This window comes from Cellvibrio sp., assembly GCF_039207905.1.
Taxonomy (GTDB): Bacteria; Pseudomonadota; Gammaproteobacteria; order Pseudomonadales; family Cellvibrionaceae; genus Cellvibrio.
The window spans coordinates 94,636-116,725 of the sequence record NZ_JBCECX010000003.1 but is presented as its reverse complement, the minus strand read 5'-3'; the positions used below and the strand labels follow the sequence as shown (position 1 = coordinate 116,725).

Annotated in this window: 16 protein-coding genes; 4 read left to right on the top strand and 12 right to left on the bottom strand. The window is 50.2% G+C overall.

Going from position 1 to position 22,090, the window contains the following annotated elements:
* Positions 1 to 146 precede the first annotated feature (146 nt).
* The 11 genes from AAGC78_RS02540 to AAGC78_RS02490 form a co-directional block, all read right to left on the bottom strand.
* A complete protein-coding gene (locus tag AAGC78_RS02540; RefSeq protein ID WP_435782461.1) occupies positions 147 to 1,823 on the bottom strand; it encodes a PepSY-associated TM helix domain-containing protein in 1,677 nt (558 codons plus the stop codon).
* Positions 1,820 to 2,170 (bottom strand): hypothetical protein, encoded by a 351-nt coding sequence (locus AAGC78_RS02535; RefSeq protein WP_435782460.1) that lies wholly within the window; start codon positions 2,168 to 2,170, stop codon positions 1,820 to 1,822. Before AAGC78_RS02535 ends, AAGC78_RS02540 begins: the two co-directional genes overlap by 4 nt.
* Complete coding sequence (locus AAGC78_RS02530; RefSeq protein ID WP_435782459.1) at positions 2,157 to 2,456, bottom strand: hypothetical protein; 300 nt, start codon at positions 2,454 to 2,456, stop codon at positions 2,157 to 2,159. The genes AAGC78_RS02535 and AAGC78_RS02530 overlap by 14 nt, the downstream gene beginning before the upstream one ends.
* Positions 2,456 to 5,623 (bottom strand): multidrug efflux RND transporter permease subunit, encoded by a 3,168-nt coding sequence (locus tag AAGC78_RS02525; protein WP_435782458.1) that lies wholly within the window; start codon positions 5,621 to 5,623, stop codon positions 2,456 to 2,458. The genes AAGC78_RS02530 and AAGC78_RS02525 overlap by 1 nt, the downstream gene beginning before the upstream one ends.
* A gap of 3 nt (positions 5,624 to 5,626) precedes the next feature.
* The gene (locus AAGC78_RS02520) at positions 5,627 to 6,853 is read right to left on the bottom strand and encodes an efflux RND transporter periplasmic adaptor subunit (protein WP_435782457.1); all 1,227 of its coding nucleotides are present in this window, start codon (positions 6,851 to 6,853) and stop codon (positions 5,627 to 5,629) included.
* 173 nt (positions 6,854 to 7,026) lie between these two features.
* The gene (locus AAGC78_RS02515) at positions 7,027 to 8,253 is read right to left on the bottom strand and encodes an alpha/beta hydrolase-fold protein (RefSeq protein ID WP_435782456.1); all 1,227 of its coding nucleotides are present in this window, start codon (positions 8,251 to 8,253) and stop codon (positions 7,027 to 7,029) included.
* 84 nt (positions 8,254 to 8,337) lie between these two features.
* Positions 8,338 to 9,177 (bottom strand): 2,3-dihydro-2,3-dihydroxybenzoate dehydrogenase, encoded by an 840-nt coding sequence (dhbA, locus tag AAGC78_RS02510; protein WP_435782455.1) that lies wholly within the window; start codon positions 9,175 to 9,177, stop codon positions 8,338 to 8,340.
* The gene (locus AAGC78_RS02505; RefSeq protein WP_435782454.1) at positions 9,174 to 10,049 is read right to left on the bottom strand and encodes an isochorismatase family protein; all 876 of its coding nucleotides are present in this window, start codon (positions 10,047 to 10,049) and stop codon (positions 9,174 to 9,176) included. Before AAGC78_RS02505 ends, dhbA begins: the two co-directional genes overlap by 4 nt.
* A 9-nt stretch (positions 10,050 to 10,058) precedes the next feature.
* Positions 10,059 to 11,702 carry a (2,3-dihydroxybenzoyl)adenylate synthase gene (locus AAGC78_RS02500; RefSeq protein ID WP_435782453.1) on the bottom strand — a complete coding sequence of 548 codons (1,644 nt, stop codon included), beginning with the start codon at positions 11,700 to 11,702 and terminating at the stop codon, positions 10,059 to 10,061.
* A complete protein-coding gene (locus AAGC78_RS02495; protein WP_435782452.1) occupies positions 11,699 to 12,988 on the bottom strand; it encodes an isochorismate synthase in 1,290 nt (429 codons plus the stop codon). Before AAGC78_RS02495 ends, AAGC78_RS02500 begins: the two co-directional genes overlap by 4 nt.
* Positions 12,989 to 13,273: 285 nt before the next feature.
* On the bottom strand, positions 13,274 to 15,235 hold the full coding sequence (locus AAGC78_RS02490) for a TonB-dependent receptor plug domain-containing protein (RefSeq protein ID WP_435782451.1): 1,962 nt from the start codon (positions 15,233 to 15,235) through the stop codon (positions 13,274 to 13,276).
* Positions 15,236 to 15,444: 209 nt separating this feature from the next.
* On the opposite strand from AAGC78_RS02490, the gene mutS reads away from it, so the two are divergent.
* The 3 genes from mutS to AAGC78_RS02475 all read left to right on the top strand — a co-directional run bounded on the left by mutS (position 15,445) and on the right by AAGC78_RS02475 (position 19,116).
* On the top strand, positions 15,445 to 18,105 hold the full coding sequence (gene mutS / locus AAGC78_RS02485) for a DNA mismatch repair protein MutS (protein ID WP_435782450.1): 2,661 nt from the start codon (positions 15,445 to 15,447) through the stop codon (positions 18,103 to 18,105).
* A 181-nt stretch (positions 18,106 to 18,286) separates the two neighbouring features.
* A complete protein-coding gene (gene fdxA, locus AAGC78_RS02480; protein WP_435782449.1) occupies positions 18,287 to 18,610 on the top strand; it encodes a ferredoxin FdxA in 324 nt (107 codons plus the stop codon).
* A gap of 104 nt (positions 18,611 to 18,714) precedes the next feature.
* Positions 18,715 to 19,116: a PilZ domain-containing protein gene (locus AAGC78_RS02475; RefSeq protein ID WP_435782448.1), complete on the top strand. Its 402-nt coding sequence runs from the start codon at positions 18,715 to 18,717 to the stop codon at positions 19,114 to 19,116.
* A gap of 50 nt (positions 19,117 to 19,166) precedes the next feature.
* Here the strand turns inward: AAGC78_RS02475 and AAGC78_RS02470 are convergent, their stop codons facing one another.
* Positions 19,167 to 19,889: an MlaA family lipoprotein gene (locus AAGC78_RS02470; RefSeq protein WP_435782447.1), complete on the bottom strand. Its 723-nt coding sequence runs from the start codon at positions 19,887 to 19,889 to the stop codon at positions 19,167 to 19,169.
* A 375-nt stretch (positions 19,890 to 20,264) separates the two neighbouring features.
* On the opposite strand from AAGC78_RS02470, the gene AAGC78_RS02465 reads away from it, so the two are divergent.
* On the top strand, positions 20,265 to 21,968 hold the full coding sequence (locus AAGC78_RS02465) for a hypothetical protein (RefSeq protein ID WP_435782446.1): 1,704 nt from the start codon (positions 20,265 to 20,267) through the stop codon (positions 21,966 to 21,968).
* Positions 21,969 to 22,090 lie beyond the last annotated feature (122 nt).

Below are 22,090 nucleotides of genomic sequence, written 5' to 3'. Positions count from 1 at the left end.
CTCGGGGTTTCCTTCCCTGATCAACGCAACGGCAGGCACATTAACAAAAATTAATTCTATTTGTAAATTATTATCATTTGATAAATCGCATTTTGATTTATTTTGTCGCCTAAATCAAAATATCTTTGTAAAACAAGTGACTAGGATTAATCACTTAAAGCGTCATCGAGACTTTTTGGCACCGGACTTATCGCTGAAATCGTCTCAGGATGATCTTTAACTTCGGCGTTAACCGCCCAAACACTATCGCCAGCGCCCTTGTGCGCGCGTCGCCAAGTCAGCTTCGCCAACCACAAAAACACCAGTGCAAACACCAGCGCTGTAGCATCCACCGCCAGGCTTGCAGTGCTGGTATAAGCCCAAAGCCCTGATGAGGGAAACAGGATCGCAATCAGTGAAGTCAGTGGAATTGCGCTGGATGCGACAGCACAGGCAAGCAACAAATGTACTGCCCCTCGCGCCGCGCCCTGCCAAAAAGCCCATGCGACGGCACTCAGGAATACGCCGTAATAAATCCACAGATAGCCGTGGTTGATATTGTCCACATGGGCGTAGAGCCATTTACCACCGATCATCGCGATAGCAACCCCAAGAATCGAACCCAGACACACGCCGACAGTCGCCGCTGCCATCCAATGGATATTGCGCGCCTGGGTTACTAATTGCTGACCGCGTTGGTGTTTACGGCGGCTCTCCACCCACAGCAAATTGCCGCTATAAAACAGAAAGGCGCCGCTCAGCCCCAACAGGAAATACACCCAGCGCACCAAATCGCCACCATAACTACCGAAATGTAGTGCGAAAAAACTGCTCGCCAATGCGCTCCAGATATCTGCTTTCTCCGGCAGCATACTGGTGTTGGTAATGGCACCGGTGTAAGGGTTAATTCCAAGATAACCACCAATTGGCCCATGCACCATTTGCGCGGTATTAACGATAGTCGCGCGCACCATAGGGCGCGGCGTTTCTAGGCGCATATACAGCAGATCGCTCACCTGGTATTCCGGTGCTTCGGCCTGCAAGCGCTTGATCAATTCCGAGGGCGGTAACATTTCTGCCAACACATAAGATTCACTGGGAGCAGCCGGCGGTGTAAACATCGGTTGCTCTTTATAAACCACTTCCGCAAGGCCATCGTAAAACTGGTCGTGGAAGGCAAATACAATTACCGTCAGGCTGATCACAATATGAAACGGTAAACTGGTAATACCGATAATGTTGTGCGCATCCAACCAAAAACGTTTGCGATTTTTACCCGGCCGCAACGCAAAAAAATCTTTCACCAGCGTCGGTAGCAACAGAATCAAACCGGATACCAGCGCAAGAAAATACATCACGCCCGCAACACCCAATACATAAACACCGAGATATTCGTCGGTAAGAAAACCGGGAATTCCGCCAGTGCGATGCAGCATATCCACCAGATCGCCGAGCAATGACGGCATTATCTGTTCGGATTGCAATTGCCCATTTGCATCCAGCGTGGCTTGCCAACGCGGACTGGAAATCGCCAGTTCACGACCGCCCTCCGCCTCACTCCACACTACCGGAGCGCTGATATTTTCTTGCGGCTGTAAATAGAGCGTGAATTCGCCCCGTGCAGCAGGATGTTTTTCTAATAATTGACTCACTAATAAATCGCGCTCTGCTTCATCAACAAACGCTAAACGCTGTTGCGGCGCACTAGTCCAACGATCAAGCGGTTGCTTAAACATGGTGAGCGCACCGGCAAAAAAACCGATAAACAATAACAAACCCGCACTGATGCCCACCCAGGTATGGAGCGAGCGATACACGCGCAAAATATCACTGCGAACTTTCACATTCCGCTCCCGTGTAACCAACCCTGCTGCGCAATCCACAACAAACCATAAGCCAGAAAATTGGCGAGCGATAACCACAGGATTGCACGCAGACCCGTGCGAAATAAAAAAACAAAACTGAAAATCAATACCCACAACGGTGAGATCAACCACATGTTCACTTGCACTTTGTTATCTGCGCTGATTCCACCCGGCCCAAGCCATGCAAACAAACCACTCAACGCCAGCGCAAGGCTTGCGCCCAATACACAACCGGCAAAGGTTTTGCTCCACCAATCCGGTTGGATATTCGCTTTGGTTGTGGAGGGTTTCGTTGTTTTTGTCGGTTCGATATCAATTGCGGACATTTTTCTGCCTCCGGGATTTTTCATCGGCACGCTGCGGAACCAGGGGCGTAAGCGCAATAAACGGCAACAACCCCCAATACAACATCAGCAGCACTAGCGTTGCAAAAATGGCGGTAACAACACTGAACGCCAGCAACGCGCAATACAAACCAGCGAGCAGTAAAAGACAACCCGCAACTCGGCTAGGCCATGCAGATAATGGATTCGCCAACCAGCGTTGATGGCTATGGCTGAGATACAAAAGGACTGCGCCGGCCAATAACAGTAAGCCAAAAATAATTACCATCAGGCCGCGCCTCCTTCGGAAAAATCGCGCGCAGTGGTTGCACGATTATTAAACCGACGCTGCAATTTTTCGGTTGCACGCACGATCAATAAATAACAGAGCGGCACCAGAAAAATCACACACACAGTCGCAGAAACAACGCCGCCCAATACACTTGCACCAATCGCATTTTGCCCCGCTGCACCCGGCCCGGTTGCAAGTACCAGCGGTACCACACCAGCACCGAACGCGAGCGATGTCATTACAATGGGACGCAACCGTTGGCTGGCGCCAGCGATAATGGCCTGCATCACGCCCTGCCCTTGCCGCATGGCATGTTCGGCAAACTCAACAATCAGAATCGCGTTTTTAGCAGACAATCCAATCGTGGTTAACACGCCTACTTGAAAGAAAATATCGCGCGTCATACCCAATAAATTTGCGCCCAACACTGCGCCCAATAATCCGAGTGGAATTACCATCAATACCGAGAACGGAATTGACCAGCTTTCATAAAGTGCAGCGAGACATAAAAACACAAAGAGGATGGAGACGGCATACAACAGCGGCGCTTGTCCGCTGGAAATTTTTTCCTGATAGGACAATCCACTCCACGCAAAATGGGTTACACCTTGTTCAGCCGCGATGCGTTCAATTTCTTCCATCACTTCGCCAGAACTCACACCGGGAACACCGGCACCGCTGATCGGAATTGCAGGTAAACCATTAAAACGTGTGAGCTGCGTTGGGCCAGAATCCCAGCGCGTTGAAGCGAAGGCCGAGAAAGGAGTCATGGCATCGTCGTTACCGCGCACAAACCATTGGTGCAAATCTTCCGGTGCAGAGCGGTAATCGGCATCGGCTTGCATCAATACTTTTTTCACACGACCGCGATGCACAAAATCATTCACGTAAGTACCGCCCCATGCGGTGCCCAGCGTTGAATTCACATCATCCAGATCAAGACCCAAGGCTGAGGCTTTTTGTTGGTCGATATCGATACGCAATTGCGGACTGGGCTCACTGCCGTCACTGTCCGCATATAAAATTGCAGGGCTTTCACTCGCTGCATCTACCAGCTCACGCGCTTTCTCCGCGAGTTTGGCTTGGCCAATAGCCTGTGTATCTTGCAGCCAAAATTCAAAGCCGTCGGTATCACCCAAGCCATCAATCGGTGGCAATACCATTGCAAATACTTTTGCATCGCGAAGCCCACTCAATGCACGAGTGGCGCGGCTCGCAATTGCCTGCGCACTGTTTTCAAAACCTTTGCGTTCAGACCAATCTTTTAACGGGACAAAACCTATGCCCGCATTTTGCCCCGACCCGGTAAAACTAAAACCGGCGACGGTGTAGATGGCTTCAACATTTTCTTTTTCTTGCGTTAAAAAATACTGCTCGATTTCTTTAACCACTTCCGCTGTACGCGGATAAGTTGCGCCAGCGGGCAACATGTAACGCACCATCACCGTGCCTTGGTCATCTTCGGGAATAAACGCTCCCGGCAAACGTTGATAACCGAAAAAAACGCACAGCAAAATAGCTGCGTACACCACCAAAAATCGCACCGGGCGATTCAATACCAGGCTCAAACTGCGCGTGTATTTTTGCTGCACATTGTTGATGCCACGCCCGATAGCTGCGAGCAATCCGTAACGGCGAGTTTTGGAATAATCTTTATCAGCATGAGGTTTAAGCAAGCTCGCACAAAGTACCGGCGTAAGGCTAACGGCGACTAAAACTGACAGTGCCATCGCCGATACCAGCGTAACCGAAAACTGGCGATATATAACGCCAACCGATCCGGCAAAAAAAGCCATCGGCAAAAATACTGCACCCAGCACCAAGGTAATTCCAACCAATGCGCTGGTAATTTCGCTCATGGATTTAATCGTGGCGGCGCGCGCATCAAGCCCCTCTTCCGCCATAATCCGCTCAACGTTTTCTACCACCACAATTGCATCATCCACTAGCAAACCGATGGCGAGCACCATGCCGAACAACGTGAGCGTATTGATCGAATAACCGCACGCCGCTAACACAGCAAACGTACCCAAAAGTACAACTGGCAAGGCGATGGCAGGAATCAAAGTCGAGCGCCAGTTTTGCAGAAAAATAAACATCACCAGCACTACTAGCGCCATGGCTTCCACCAGAGTTTTAATTACCTCGGTGATGGAACGTTTTACAAAGCGAGTTGCATCCTCGGGGTACATCATTTTCACGCCTTGCGGAAACGCAGGCTTCATTTGTTCGATGCGTTCTTTAACTAATCCAGCGGTGTCCAATGCATTTGCACCGGGCGCAAGATTAATGGCCAAACCAGATGCAGGCATGCCATTTAACCGCGAGGTGCTAGCGTAACTCTCGCTGCCGATTTCCACGCGCGCCACATCGGCAAGGCGAACGACGGCGCCGTCCGGTGCCGTTTTAATCACGATATCGCGAAATTGTTCCGGCGTTTGCAAACGCGAAAGTGCAGTCACCGTAACATTCAAACGCTGCTCATTATCTGAAGGGCGACCACCTAATTCGCCCACCGGCACTTCGGTATTTTGTGATTCGATTGCGCGCACTACATCGGCGGGGATCAGACCAAAACTGCTGAGACGATGAGGTTGCAACCAGATGCGCATCGCGTAAGGAGAACCAAAATTTTCCACTGCACCAACACCCGGGACGCGTGCGAGTGCATCGACCATGGTGGTAGCGAGCCAATCCGAAATATCTGCATCGCTACGCACACCGGATTCATCGTAGAAAACCGCTACCATCAAAAAACTGCCTTGCTGGGCGGTCACGCTTAAACCTGCTTGTTGTACTGCGCGCGGCAGGCGATAGCTGACTTGGTTAACTTTATTTTGTACTTGTACCTGCGCGACTTCCGGATCGGCATCTTGCTCAAACACCAGCGTGATACTTGCTGAACCAGATGAAGAACTGTTCGCATCGAAATACAGTAAATGATCCAGACCTTTTAATTCTTGCTCCAGAATCTGAGTGACACTGTTCTCGACTACCTCTGCTGAAGCGCCGGGATAAAAAGCAGAAACCTGAACAATCGGCGGTGCGATATTGGGATATTGGGCAACCGATAAATGACGCAGACCAAGTAGCCCCGCGAGCATAATTACAATCGCAAAAACCCACGCAAATACCGGGCGCTCGATAAAAAAACGGGAGACCATAATTTAGTCCACCCGAGTTTCAGTAGGGGGAGTCGCAGCCTTGTCAGCAACATCGGCTTTGGCGATTACAGAGTGCGCGGCAGGAGCAACCCAAGCAACTGGTTTCACACCCTGCCCAGGTCTTACTCGTAAACTGCCTTCCACCACAATTCGCTCGCCCGCTTTTAATCCTTTGCGCACAGCCCATTGGCTGCCCTCGCTGCCCAGCAATTCCAAAGCGCGTAACTCCGCCTGATTATTGGTGCCTATCACCCAGGCAGCAGGTTCATTTTTTTCGTTGTAGTGCACGGCTTGTTGCGGAATCAATACCACGCCCGACTCGATACCTTGCTCAATCAACGCACGCACATACATTCCCGGCAGCAATAATCCTTGGGGATTGGGAAATTGCGCGCGCAGGGTTACCACGCCGGTAGCAGGATCAACATTCAATTCGGTCAACTTGAGAAAACCTTGCTGCTCAAACGGAGCGCCATCTTCCAGAATCAAACTGGCTGCGCGGTCGCCCGGTTTTAAATCCCCGGCTTGTAAACGACGCTTGTGTTGCAACAGCTGTTGGCTGGATTGGACTATGTCCACATAGATGGGATCAAACTGTTGAATGGTGGCGAGTGATTCCGGCTGATCCGCCGATACCAAAGCACCTTCGGTAATAGCAGAGCGCCCGATACGACCAGCAATAGGTGCGCGGACTTTGGTGCGTTCCAGATTCAGGCGCGCAACCTCAAGCTCCGCCTCTGCAGCACCGACTTGCGCCAAACCCTGCTGGTAATTAGCTTGTGCCTGATCATGTTCTTGCGGGCTGACGCTTTTGCTGGTTAGCAGCCGTGTGTGTCGCTCGGCTAGCGTTTGCAAATTCACCAGATTGGCTTTGGCGATTGCCAAGTCGGCATTGGCGCGCGCCATCGCCGCTTTGTAGGTATCGGCATTAATTTGGTAAAGCAAATCCCCCGCTTTCACATCAGAGCCTTCGGCAAACAAGCGCTTCTCCACAATCCCGCTCACTTGCGGGCGCACCTCGGCAATACGTAAGGCCGATACTCGCCCCGGCAATTCGGTGCGCACCGGAAAATCCTGTGCAGCCAAGGTAATCACCGCGACTTCTGGCGCGCTATCAGCTTCTTCATCGCCATGATCAGATGAACAACCCAAGGTAAGAAATAAGGCCAAACCGAGTGGCACATAAGCCAAGCGAGCACGAATTGGGGGGAACGAGAGGAGCAATGACACTTGGATTTCCTTACGACAGTGATCAAAAAATCGAACGCAGCAGACAGCTCGCGATAATCGAACTAAACCTGCGCTAAACATTACTTAACTTTTATTCTCTTGCGCTAATGATAATTAATATCATTAAAAGCCTCAATGCAAAACCGCGTTGTCGGTAAGGATTGACGCTGAAATCACCTTTTCGCTTCAAATAACGCCAAGAGCCCATCGGCAAGTGCGCCCTGCCAGGCAAAATAATCGTGGCCGCTCACATATTCGCGGTAGTGAAATTCGTAGCCTTTGTTGGCCAATGCATCACGCAGTTGGCGGGACGTATCGATAATCCCCGGTTCCCCATTGCGCGATCCTTCGAACAATCCGGCACTGACAAATAAGTGCAGCGGCAATCGCGGCTGGCTGATGACTCGCTGCGGCACGACAGGTAAATCCGCTCCGCCCTTCCACCAAAAAGAACCGGACAAGGCCAACGCATTGCCGAACACATCGGTATGGCGCATTGCAACTGTGACGGCTGCTAATCCGCCAAAACTGGAACCGGCCAGCGCAGTGCGTTCCGCTGGAATACGCACACCCAATTGGCGGCTCGCCCAGGGATAAAGTTCTTGCGCCATAAAGCGCGCAAACTCTGGATTGTCCGGCAATTCATGAGAGCGGCTACTGCTATCGGGATTACCAACAAAAACAGCGGCGATAGGAGGCAAACGGCCTGCGGCATAAAGGTTATCGAGAATAATCGGCGTGGGAACGAGCGAAATAAATTCGCGCGCATCGAATACAAATAACAAAATCGCGTTGGGCGCGGAGGGTGAAAATCCCGGCGAGGTATAGAGATTAATCGCACGCGAGTTGCCGAGAATTTTGCTTTCCACTTGATAAGCTTTTAATTCACCCACTGGACTTTGACGCTGCTCACTCCAAGGTTGGGGCGGCGCATCGGGCAAACTGATAGACGATTCCTGCACATAAAAATCAGGGGAATTTTTTGGCCAAGGCGTGTGATTAAGTGGATCGGCTTTTGCGGTTAGCATCAACGCGCGCCAGCGCCCGCCCTCTGCTTCAGATAAGTCCGGCACATCCACCGCAATTTTGTAAGTCAGCCGCGCACTATTGGGAACCACAAAACTTTTGTACCAAATATCGGATTGTCCCAAACGTTCCAAATATTGATGATCATTCGCCGGTGCGCCGATTAACAGCACGCTCTTTTGCGCACCGCGCACAAGAAAAGTCATCACCTTACGGTGGTCATCAAACGGCTCAACTAACGGCGTTCCTGCTGCGATAATCTGTTGCCAAAAAATTTCCGTGCTCTCGCCTCTCGCCACTTTATTTGCGACAGCGGCAATGGTCGGGCTGAGATAAATCGTTGAATCTGGCTTTCTCGTTGTGCATGCAGACATACATATCAACACGAGCGCAAAAAGGATCGATATAAAACGGGAACCACACGCTGAAATCACTAACACTACCCTTCCCTTTTTCAATCACGCCGCGAGTGTCGCGCCGCCATCAACCACAATGTCTTGCATAGTGATATGGCTGGCGAGATCAGAGGCGAGAAATAGTACGGCGTTAGCAATCTCCTGCGCCGTCGCCACTTTCTTAAGCGGAATTCCCAATTTAAATTGCTCGGGCAAACCGCGAATAGTCGGGGCAAATAGTTCTACGCCCTGCTGCGCGGTTGCATCGCCCAACATGGCACGCAACATAGGCGTGTCGGTTGATCCGGGAGAAACAAGGTTGCAACGCACACCGTATGCGGCCAATTCCAACGCGACACAATTGCTTAAACTCACCAGCGCCGATTTGGATGCACAATAAGCGCCCATATTGGCGCGCGGCACATGAGCAGCGTTGGAAGCAAGATTGACAATGCTGCCATTTCCTTGCGTTTTAAAATGCGGAATTAAATTGCGCAGCAAATAAAAAACGCCGCTGACATTTACATCAAAACACGCTTGCCAATCCGTTAACGACAAACCATCTTCCGCTTGTGCATCCAATTTGCCCAACCGCAAAACACCGGCGGCATTCACCAGAATCTGTGGCGCCATTCCACCTTGCAGTAAGCGATTGGTAACCTCGTCAACTTGTGCAGGATTGGTGATATCCAACAACACCCGCTCATGTTCAACCGGTTCGGAAAGTGCAGGAAACTGGCAATCTAACGCAACCAACTGCGCACCCAATTGCTGAAATGATTGGGCAATCGCCAACCCGATTCCCTGGGCCGCGCCAGTTACCCACACGCATTTACCCGCAAACGGCTTTTCGCTACCAAGCAAAAAACAGGCGTTCATTGTTGAAGAGTTTTGTTGGATCATGCCGCTTGTTTCTTCTCGATCAAATTCCACCAGGCGTTGAGTGATGGTTGCTCTGCCAGTTCTTCAAAACGCAGCTTCACACCCAACTTTTCCCACTGGGAAATCAAACTCATTAGTTGCACCGAATCCAATCCGTAATCCATTAAATTTTCATCAGCATCAATTTCATTTGCGCTGGTTTGCAGATATTGCGCTAGCTGCCCCAGCAACCATTCACGTGTTAGTGACTCCTTCGTTAAAGACGTCTGCCCCAGCAAAGTGGATTTGGTAATGACTGAACCACAACGACCCGCAACATAAGTAAGCGCCATGCGATGTTCTTGCTCGCTAAAATCCGCTAGCGCATCGGCGACCATAAACGGTTGGATATCACGCATAAATGCATCGAGCGCCGTCGTCATACAACCAATGTGAGCGTAAACACCGACAATAATTAATTGGTCGCGCTGCCAATCTTTCATCATCTGTTGCAGATGCGAGCGCTGGAATGCGCTGTAACGCCACTTCACTAACACTGTGTCATCCATATCTGGCGTGAGCGGAGCAACAATAGCTCTCAATGCGGGATCAGCCGTCGTTAAACCTGGGCCCCACATATCATTTAATAACGCGCGATCTTGCGGACTTTGCTCAGTAGGCTGAGCGGTGTACACCACCGGAATTCCTGCGCTTTTTGCCCAGTTTCTCAATGCGACTACATTGGCAACTAACTGTGTGGTTAGCGGATTATCAGCACCGTAAAAACGTAAAAAATAATCCTGCATATCGTGAATCAACAATACGGCGCGTGCTGGTTCAACTTGCCACTGAACGCGATTGATCGGCAGATCAATAACAGGTAATGCATAAGAAGGAATTGATGGAATAGACATAAAAAATACTCACACAATCGCCGCAGCGGTAGAAAACATCTCGGCAAGCTGCTGGCGCAATAAAGGTTTATTCGTCTTGCCTATTGCGGTGAGTGGCAAGCGTTCAAGGATGTGGAAACGATCCGGTAATTTGTATTCCGCAAGGCCCAAATTGCGCAGGTATTTGCGCAATTCCATTAGGCGCAAGGACGGATCATTTACTACTAAACAAGCGCAACTTTTTTCACCCAAGTGTTCGTCGGTAACGGAAACAAGCGCGGCCTGAATAATGGCGGGATGCGTAAGCAGCAAGTTTTCGATTTCCTCTGCCGCAATTTTTTCGCCACCACGATTGATCTGGTCTTTCACTCGCCCGACCACGCGCAAATAACCATCAGCGGTTTGTTGCACCAAATCACCGGAGCAATAAAAACCCCCGCTATCGATCACGCGTTGATTGTGCTCGGGCGATTGGAAATATCCACGAAAGGTATAAGGGCCACGGGTTAATAGAAGACCAGTTTCACCGTTCGCAACTGGAGCGTCATCTTCATCTACAACACGCACTTCATCGGCAGGACTCATAGGACTGCCTTGAGTGGTGAAGATTTTTTCATCGCTGTCATTAAGCCGTGTGTAATTCACCAATCCTTCGGCCATGCCAAATACTTGCTGCAATTGGCAACCCAATTCCGTTGGTACACGACGCGCTTGGGCCTCGGCAAAATTAGCACCGCCGACTTGCAATAAACGAAGCGATTGCAATTGTTGTTTGCGCTCGGGCGCAGCTTGCAACCACAGACCAACAGCAGAAGGAACGAGTGACGTCATAGTGACTTGATGATGTTCAATTAATTCGAAGCAGCGAATGGGTTCCGGATCAAGCGCGAGCACCACAACACCGCCCGCATAAAACACACCGAGAGCACCGGGTGAACTCAGGGGAAAATTATGGCCTGCCGGTAGCGCGCAGAGATAACAGGTCGTTGGAGATAAGGCGCAAATTTCCGCACTGCGGCGAATGCTGTAGTAGTAATCATTGTGGGTGCGCGGAATCAGTTTCGGTGTACCGGTGCTGCCGCCAGAGAGTTGAAAAAAAGCGACTTGATCGGCAGGTGATGGCGCGAGTGCGTCAACGGCAGTTAGCAATTCAAGTGAGTCACTGAACAGCAGATCTTGCAGATTTTCAGCGTAAAATGATTCGCCCAACAGCAGCACCAAATCCACCGAATTTACTGCGGATTTCAACTCGCCAACAAATTGCTCATCGGCAAATAGTTTATGTTTTGCCGAACCAATCACTACATAAGGTTGCAATTGGTTTGCGTAAGCCAACAACTCCAAACGTTGGTGACTGTACAAAGCATTTACTGGCGCAACGCCCATTTTGAGCAACGCCCAAAACACCAGATAAAACTCGGCGACATTTGGCAATTGCACTAGTGCTGTATCACCCGCGCGCAGGCCGCGATCAGAAAGTGCGAGCGCTAAACGAGTTGATAAACGATCCACATCGGCATAACTGAATTGACGCTCACCGCAGATTAGCGCGGGCGCATTCGGATTCAGCTCTAGCTGACGTTGCACTATGTCAGTTAATGGCAAATCCACCCAATAACCTTGTTCGCGGTAACGATTGGCCAATCCTTCCGGCCAAGGTGTAAATGGAATCATTCCGTCTCCTCCGCCACCGCATCCTTGCGGGTCTGAACTCCCTTGTTCAAATCAATTTTTGCGTTAGCGGCGACCGGTTTGCTGATATCCACACCCAAGGCATTCAACATGGTTTGCAATTTGGCCTGGGTTTCTGCCCACTCAGATTCGGGGCAAGATTCTTCAACAATCCCTGCTCCGGCAAACAGGCGGATACGATTTTGTTCGATCACACCACAGCGAATCGTAACCACCCATTCGCCGTTGCCTTCTGAATCGCACCATCCGACCATGCCCGTGAACATATCCCGCTCAAACGATTCGACCAAATTGATCAGCTTGCGCGCTTGTCGCGTGGGGAAACCGCACACGGCAGGAGTCGGATGCAAGCGGCTGGCGACTTGTAGTGCAGTCAGCGACGGATCAACCAATTCACCTTTGATACTGGTCGCCAGATGCCACATGGCGCGCGTGCTCATCAGCGATGGCGCACTCGGGACATCAAGTGTTTTGCACAAAGGCGCGAGCTGCTGGCGGATGTCGTCAATCACCAGACTGTGCTCGTAGGCGTCCTTGCCTGATTGCAGCAGTGTCTCGCTTACCTTGCGATCCTGCTCGGGGTCTGACTGGCGTTTGGCAGAGCCCGCTAATGGATAGGAATAGACCTGAGCACCCTGTTTGCGCAGCAGCAGCTCCGGGCTGGCGCCAATCAATTCAGCGCCCGACTCCAGCGGCAGACGGAATTGGTAAGCCGACGGATTTTGCGTAACCAGACGCGCAAAAATCGCATCGGTATCGAGCGGCTCTGCTAACTCAACTTCGAGCACCCGCGACAAGACTGCTTTGCGGATATCGCTCAATTGGAAATTGGCAATCGCCTGTTGCACTGATTGCTTGAATCGTTGATCGCCCGGCAAACTCTGTAAACCGACGACATCCAGCGGATCGGATACATTGGTGTCGTCAACTGGCAAGCCTTCCAGTTCACGCGAAAACACTTCATAGGAACGTGGAATCGCCAAGCAACTCGGCTTGCTTACATCAAAAGGAATTGCGCCAATTACAATCGGATTGGCAATCCCGCAGGCGCGCGCGCGGCTCATGGCATCGCGCAGCTGCTGATGGAAACGTTCATCGCCCGGATGACTGCTGCCTGCTTGATGAAGGGCGGGATTCAGAGGCTGCACAATCCGCTCAAAAATACCTTTAGCGCGAATCGAACAATGGGAAGACATAAACAAAAACTGCGCTTGTTCCAGCGCCGGATCATGAAAGGCGGCTCCCTTGCCTGCTAGCGGACTATTCATTTCATTCTCCTATTAAATGAGATTCCAACTGAGTAACTGCCTGCTCAACAATAGCTATGCCGGGATTCGACCAGTGAGCTGCCTCGAATCAAACACAATATCAAATGAGAACAATTATCAAATAAATGCTACAGAGAAGAATTTACAAATGCAAACAAATCTTGAGTAAATACAACAACTTGTCGCCGAATTCATTGACAGACCATTAAGGTCGTAAAGCGGGAAAAGTGCAGGAGGAAAATCGCGCCCATCCCTGGGCGCATTACTGACGATAAATAAATCTGCTTAGAAATTGTAAGTCGCACTCAGGTAATAATTGCGGCCCAATTCCTGGCTGATAAAGTTTTCACTCTCTTCAGTTAAGTCCACATCGGTAAGGTTTTTAACCCCGAAGCGAATCACCGTGGATGAGGTTACATCGTACGCAGCAGTCCAGTCCAAACGGGTATAGGACGGCAAATCATTACCTTCGTAGATTTGTTTGCCGGTGTAGTGCGCGCCCAAACCAGTAGTAAAGCTGTCGCTCACCTGCCAGTTCAGGCTCAGGTTGCCCAAGGATTCAGGACGACTTTCCAGCTCGGTTTTAACACCAGCTTCGTTGATGTATTCGGTATCCAGCGCGGTGATATTCGCGCTTAAGCTGAAGTTTGAAGAAAGATCGACACCTGCATCCAACTCCACACCGGTGGTTTTGGCTTTGGCGATATTTTCCCAGCGGCGCGATGGCCCGGCCGGATCGTAAACCGCGATGATCATGTCATCCACGTCGTTATCGAATATCACCACACTCAGGTTCCAGGTGTTTTTATTCACTTCGATACCGATTTCGTAGTTGGTGCTGGATTCCGGCTTGAGGTCTGGGTTGCCCGAGAGATAACAGCTACCACCGCAGCTGATTACGCGATATTCCTCACTCATCTGGTAAGCGTCAGGCGCTTTGAATGCTTCGCTCACACCGCCTTTCAAGACTACATCGTCGGCCAACTTATAGGTCGCATAAGCTTTGGGTGAGAAGTGATCGCCGAAAACTTCATGGTCGTCCAGACGGCCGCCAAGAGTGAAATTCAACTTGTCGGTGATTGCGATTTCGTCCTGTGCAAAGAGCGCGACATCATTAGTTTCCACCTTGCCGGTATCAAGATAGGAAACGGCGTCCTCGATCACCTGGTTGCGCAAATCGATACCGGCAGTCAAGGCATGGCGGCCCAATTCGCCGGTGGCATAGACTTTGGCGTAGGTATTTTTCTCTTCCACACGGCGCTGTTGCGGATCGTTGTAGGACGAGTTGAAGTCGTCGATCTTGCTGTTTTCTTGTTGGATAAACGCAACTGTGTTGAATCCGTCCCACTCAGCTTTGTGCGTAAAGCCGTAGGTGTAACGGGTGATTTCCTGCTCGCGGTAGCTGAAGGATTCAAAATCCCACGCCGGATAGTAAGCGTAGCTATACAAGCCCTTCGGACGCTCGTCGTTCATGTAGGTCACGTCGAGGTCAAGCGATTGGGTATCGCTAATTTTAAAGCTGGTAGTTGTCACCAAACTGGCGGTTTTCTTCTCTTCCAAACCGGGAACTTCTTTTGGATCTGCCGCTGAATTACGGAACCAGGCATCGCGGTCTGTGAACTCGCCGCTTACCGATAATCCCACCGCATCCGATACCGCGCCCGTTGCCGAAGCGCTCACACGTTTTTGATCGCCGTCTTCACCGGCGTCAATACCGCGATATTCCGCAGTTACTGCCCCCACCCAATCTTCGGTCGGCTTTTTGGTGATGATGTTAACCACGCCGCCCATAGCATCGGAACCGTAGAGCGCCGCCATCGGGCCGCGCACAATTTCCACGCGCTCGATACTGCCCAAGGGGATAGAACTGAAATCGAAATCGCCACCACGCCACAGAGCACCCGATGAAGATACGCGCTTACCATTTACCAAAATCAGGGTATAACGCCCGCCCATACCGCGAATCTGGATCTGGTCACGACCGGTGCTGTCGGTCTGATTGGTAACACCAACCGTTTCACGCAGCAAATCGGGAAGGCTATTAACCGGGGCTTTGGCGATATCATCGGCCGAAACCACACTGGTAAACGCGGGGGAAGTCGCACTGTCACGTGCGGTCAAACTGGCGGTCACAACAACCTCTTTCACTGCTGCGCCATCTTGTGCGTATGCCCAAACAGGCACCAAAGTACCACCTAAAGTACAACTAGCCGCTGCGACTGCAGCAAGCACATTCTTGTGTAACATCAAACATCTCCTGGTTTATGACTTTCAGTAACTTTTGTTAATGATAATTATTACTATTTATGTTAACAAACGTTAATAAATCTTTACAAGAGAAAAGTTGAGCGCCAGCCAGCCAATTCAAGTTTGTGCGCTTGTCTCCAATAACCGGCCTCACTGTGGGATAATGCCCGCCCTCAAACGAGCAACGAACCTAACAAGATATTTGCGCAATGAATTCAATAGAGTCGACGGAACAACACACACCCATGATGCAGCAATACCTGCGCATCAAAGCCCAGCATAAAGACGAAATCGTGTTTTATCGCATGGGGGACTTTTACGAGCTGTTTTTTGATGATGCGAAAAAAGCATCAGAGATTCTGGGCATCACCCTCACTGCGCGCGGCAAATCCAATGGTGAGCCTATCCCGATGGCGGGAATTCCTTTTCACTCGGCCGACGGTTATCTCGCCAAGCTGGTAAAAGAAGGGATTTCCGTTGCAGTCTGTGAACAAGTGGGTGACCCCGCCACCAGCAAAGGTCCTGTCGAGCGCAAAGTAATGCGTATCGTGACGCCGGGTACGGTGAGCGATGAAGCCTTGCTGGATTCACGTCGCGACAACTTGTTGGTAGCAATTCATCAATCCGGTGAAACATTTGGTGTTGCGTCACTCGATATGGCCAGCGGCCGTTTTCTGGTATTGGAAGTCGAAGGTTTGGAAGCAGCGCTGGGAGAGTTGCAGCGTTTAAGCCCGGCAGAACTGTTGATTAGCGATCACATCACCACTCCGGGTCTGGTAGAAAATCGCAAAGGCTTGCGCCGTCGTGGCCCTTGGGAATTCGATTTGGAAACTGCCGAGCGTTTGCTCATCCAACAATTTTCCACTAAAGATTTGGCTGGCTTCGGTTGCGATCATTTAAAAACGGCGCTGTGCGCTGCAGGCTGTTTATTAAGTTATGCGCGCGAAACCCAGCGCACCGCCCTGCCTCATGTTCGTAGCCTCGCCCATGAAAATCGCGATGAAGCGGTGATCATGGATGCAGCGACACGTCGCAATCTTGAATTGGATATCAATTTAACCGGAGGTGACGAGCACACCTTATTTTCAGTGTTGAATCGCGCAGCGACTAGTATGGGCAGCCGCTTGTTGCGTCGCTGGTTAAATCGTCCACTGCGCGATCTTGATTTATTGATTGGTCGTCAAGACGCCATCGCCGAGCTGCAACACAATTATGCGTTTGAAATCTTTAACGGCATTTTAAAACGTGTCGGCGATATGGAGCGCATCCTCGGTCGACTCGCATTGCGTTCTGCACGTCCACGCGATTTATCGCGTTTGTTGATGTCGATTGGTACTTACCCTGAATTGCAAAATGAGTTAGCACCAAAAAATTCGCCCCAATTAAAAAATCTCGCGCAGCAAATTTCTACCTTTCCCGATCTGGTTGAATTGTTATCGCGCGCGATTATTGAAAATCCGCCGGTGGTTATTCGCGATGGAGGTGTTATCGCAGAAGGCTACGATGCCGAGCTGGATGACTTGCGCAATATCAGCACCAATGCGGGCCAATACTTGTTGGATCTGGAAACTCGCGAGCGCGAGCGCACCGGTATTCCAACCTTAAAAGTTGGTTACAACCGCGTGCACGGTTATTTTATTGAATTGACGACGGCACAATCTGAAAAAGCACCAGCAGATTATATTCGTCGCCAGACGTTAAAAAATGCCGAGCGTTACATCACGCCGGAATTAAAAGAATTTGAAGATAAAGCACTGTCTGCACAAAGCCGCGCACTTGCGCGCGAAAAGGCGCTTTACGAAGAATTGATTGATATTTTGAATGTGCAATTAATTCCGCTGCAAGATTCTGCCGCAGCCGTAGCTGAGCTGGATGTTATTGCCACGCTCGCCGAGCGTGCTGACGCACTAGGCTTTTGCAAACCGGAATTATCGCTGCGCGCAGGAATTAACATTATTGGCGGACGCCATCCAGTTGTTGAACAAGTGACGACGGCGCCATTTGTGCCGAACGATCTGGAATTTAATCCGCAGCGCCACATGCTCATCATCACCGGCCCGAACATGGGCGGTAAATCGACTTACATGCGGCAAGCAGCGTTGATTACCTTGCTCGCGCACATAGGTAGTTTTGTGCCCGCGCAAAAAGCGAGTATCGGAATTGTCGACCGTATTTTTACTCGTATCGGTTCAGCGGATGATTTGGCGGGCGGCCGCTCCACTTTCATGGTGGAGATGACCGAAACTGCAAATATTTTGCATAACGCCACCGAACGCAGTTTAGTATTGATGGACGAAATAGGCCGAGGCACCAGCACCTTCGACGGCCTCTCGCTCGCGTGGGCCTGCGCTAAACATCTCGCCGAAAAAGTGCGTGCATTTACTCTTTTTGCTACGCATTATTTTGAAATTACCACTTTGCCCGAAACGGTGACTGGCATAGCCAACGTGCATTTGAATGCGACCGAGCACAAAGATAATATTGTGTTCCTGCACAAAGTTCAGGAAGGCCCAGCAAGTAAAAGTTACGGTTTACAAGTAGCAAAATTGGCGGGAATTCCAGCGCAAGTGTTGGCTGAAGCACAACAGCAATTGCATCTATTGGAAAACGGTGAACATCCGCATTCAATAAAACAGGTGCCTGCAGCCATCAGCGATCACACCATAACAACACAAGTTGTTATAACTGCTACGGAAAATATTGTTGCATCTGCCCCTGTTGTTGAATCACCACAACAATCAGGATTATTCGATACACTGCCAAATCCGGTTTTGGACGCGCTCAAAAAAATCAATCCGGACAACTTGTCCCCGCGTGATGCATTGGAACAGTTGTATCGTTTGAAAGAGATTTACTCTAAAGGAAAGTGATTTTTAAAAAGAACTATTCTCAACAATGACTTATCGCAGCAAATACCGGCATTTTTCTGCGGACTTCGCGGGTGAAAGCCTACCAAAATAGGTGTAGGCTGTTTAGAATGCGCGCTCTCGCGCTGCACCCTATTGTTTTGTGCATTGATTATCGAATTCTGTTACTTGTTTGGAGTCTCCTATGGCGTTTGTAGTTGGGGAAAATTGCATCAAATGTAAACACACTGACTGTGTGGAAGTTTGCCCGGTAGATTGTTTCTACGAAGGCCCCAATTTTCTGGTGATTCACCCGGACGAATGTATTGATTGCGCATTGTGCGAGCCAGAGTGCCCTGCAGGCGCGATCTTCTCTGAAGATGAACTACCGGAAGATCAAGCTGTATTCCTGGAGCTGAACGCTGAGTTGGCACAAGTATGGCCAAACATCACCCAGATGAAAGATGCCCCTGCCGACCACGCCGAGTGGGATGGTGTTCCGGGCAAGCTGCAATACCTTGAGCGCTAATAGCCAGCTCATCAAAAAAACCGCGCACTGCGCGGTTTTTTTTCGCCTTGAATTTGCCGACTCTTAACACACGGAAATCGACTGCTGGGCACTGGCTATTTGACGTGCTGTGCTACACTCAGTTGGGTTTGATTAAGACCATCACGCACCCGCAACAACCAAAAATCAGTACAACAACCGATAACGAGGATCAAGCTATGGGGATCAACGACAAGCCTTACAGCGAAAAGCGCGATTTCATCCGTATGAAAATAGGCGCCCCCTTGAATGCCAAATTGGCCGCTGCAACAGAGGTTATTGAAGGTTTATGCCTGGATTTGAGTGGAGGTGGATTGCAGGTTGAAGCCAAGCAAAGTCTTGCGGTGGGTACTGAAGCAGAGGTGGAGGTATCCTCAGATCACGGTCATAACCCAACCCTGAAAGCACGGGCGAAAGTAGTGCGATCAACAACCAACGAAGCCGGCGACTATGTTTTAGGGCTGGAAATTCTACAGATTATCCCCTGATTCACCCGCCCCCTAAAACGACAACGGCTACCCTGAAGTAGCCGTTTCAGTTAAAACTCTCCGTCAAAATCATCCGCACCAAACTCATCCGCCACTTCACCGTTATTGATCAGGTAGTCGCGGCGCTGCAGATACACATCACGAATAAACGTATATTTATCGCCGGTGATGTTCTTTTCCAGATCCAGTAAGTTCGCACGAGCGCTCAGCAATGAAACACCAAGAACCGTATTATCGGTAGGTACGTGGTCGATGTAAGCCGTCGGACTGGTGTACCAATCCACAGGGCGACCGAACCCATCACGTAAGGTACTAGGACCTAATAGCGGCAATACCAAATACGGCCCTTGCCCGACCCCCCAAACAGCCAGGGTCTGGCCAAAATCTTCCGGATCATCGGCTGGCAAATTCATGTATTGCGCCACATCTAATAATCCACCAATACCGATAGTGGTATTAACCAGCAAGCGGCCAGTGTCATGCGCTGCGCCTTTAAAGTCGCCCTGCAACACACCGTTGATAGTGTTGGGGACTTCTTTGATATTGCTAAAAATGTTGGTTACACCTACTTCAAGCGGGTCTGGCATTACAAACTTGTAGCCTTTGGCAAGCGGCTTGAGTGCCCAACGATCAATAGCATCATTGAAGGTGAACATGGCGCGGTTAAATCCCTGCCATGGATCAGGATTCTTATCGGACTCGGCAAAGCTTATCGAAGGAAGCGCGAAGCCGAGCGAGCAAAAAACAACCAAGGGTTTGAGAATTGAGTTCATATAGTCCCTACGACGCAGTAAATCTGCGATGGAAGCGTTTCATATGGTAACGCTGAGAGGAGGCTGCACTTTAACGAATCACCCTGCCTTGAACAACCTGAAATAGCACAACCTGACCGAATGGTTACAAAGTGCAACAATTTCACTTATCTGCAAAGTGCCATTTGTCATCTACTTAAATTGCCCCGCTTTCCCACTCCACTGAAATATTACCGCCACATTTTCGAAATAAAACTTTCACAAATCTGTCGTCCAAACTTCACATTTGTCATCAAAAATGGCGCCACAAACGCGAAAGCCAAGACCCGTTTTACGAAAAGGTTAGTGCGTTCAGATTTTCCTTACCCCTTGTGAAACTGAGAAGAGAGTGACCTCATGAAACTGAAAAATGTATTTGCACTGAATGTATTGGCAGCAACACTGGCGGCGTGTGGCGGTGGCGATGTAAACCTGAACCCATCGGTTAAACCAACCCCGTCCTCACAAGCTGCTGCTTCTTCTGTACCAGCATCATCTGTAGCAAGCTCTAGCAGCTCCTCAGCTGCAGCTGTGGCTTGTGCCAGTTACACTCTGAACGGCCAAACATTCCAAGGTGCTCTCTCTGGTAACGACTGCGCATACCCTGCAACGTTTGCATCAGCCAGCAAACAAATCACCACCAACCTGACCATCCCTGAACTGCCAAACGGTGGTGTGCACGTATTTCAAGGCTCTATCTTCATCGGTGAAGACGTAGACAGCAACGCTGCTGCCGGTGGTAAACGCATTCCACAAAATGGTGAAGGCGTAACCCTGACTGTCGCTGCAGGCGCAAAAATCGCATTCCAAAATGGTACTGATTACCTGCGTATCGCACGCGGTTCACGCATCGTTGCCGATGGCACCAAAGACAAGCCAATTATTTTCTCTGCGGTAAAAGATCTGGTAGAAAAAACTGCAACCGTTGCTGATCGCGGCCTGTGGGGCGGTTTACAAATTAACGGTAACGGTTTAACCAACAAATGTACCGACGAACAACGTGGCGCTACTGCCAATAACGTACACGGCTGCCATGTTTTGTCTGAAGGCTTACCAGGCACTTACGGCGGTAACAACAACACCGAAAGCTCAGGATCACTGAAATATGTTGTTGTTAAACACGCAGGTTACAAAGTAGTAGAAGGCAACGAATTGAACGCAGTTAACTTCAACGCTGTAGGCTCAGGTACTGTTGTTGATCACGTGCAATCTTACGCTGCGCAGGACGATGCATTTGAGTGGTTCGGCGGTGCTGTAAACGCTAAACACATTGTTGCGGTTGCTACCTCTGACGACTCATTCGACTTCACCGAAGGCTATGTAGGCCACATCCAATACGCATTGTCAGTTGCACCGGAAGGTGTCGGCGGCAACCACTGTGTAGAAGCAGACAACGCTGGTACTGGTCGCGCTGATAATCTTAAGCCTTTGACCAAAGTACGATTCTCTAACCTGACTTGTGTAACCAACAACGTAGCTAAAAATGGCGGTACTGTTATTTCTCCAGACGGTGATTCTATCGGCCTGCTGATCCGTGAAGGCTTCTTTATCGAGCTTTACAACAGCATCGTGACCTCAAACACCACCGACATGACCTCCAAGGCACTGTTCATTTTCCACGACACTGAAGGCCCGGAAACCATCAAAGCAGCAACTGATGGCTGGTCTGTAGCCAAGAGCAACCTGTTTGCAGGCACTGGTGGTGTTGCACAAACTAAAGTATGGCCATCCAACGATGGCTTCACCACTGCCGCTTGGTTAGCCAACGCTACCAACACCAACAACCTTGTTGTAACTGCTACTAACCAACTGCCTGTTAAGGTTCTGAAAGATTCAGCAACCAATAAAAATGCATATTTGACGTTGTCAGCAATCACCGACGCTACCACTGCGCCAATCAGTATTGCGCTGTTTGATGTAAGCAAGTTGGCCGATCTGGCTCAGCCAAACGTTAACTCGGCACCTGTTGCGGGTACTAGCAGCTTCTTCGTTAACCCAACTCACCTTGGCGCCGCTTCTGAAACTAACGACTGGGTAGCAGGCTGGACTGTTGGCCTCTAATTGAAAGAGTTCAACGCCTAACTGCAATCCCAGACTGAGGCGCCTCCGGGCGCCTCAGTCATAAGAAGCCCTTATCGAAGCCTCGCCCACACAAGGTTCAAACCATGCAGACACTGAATACC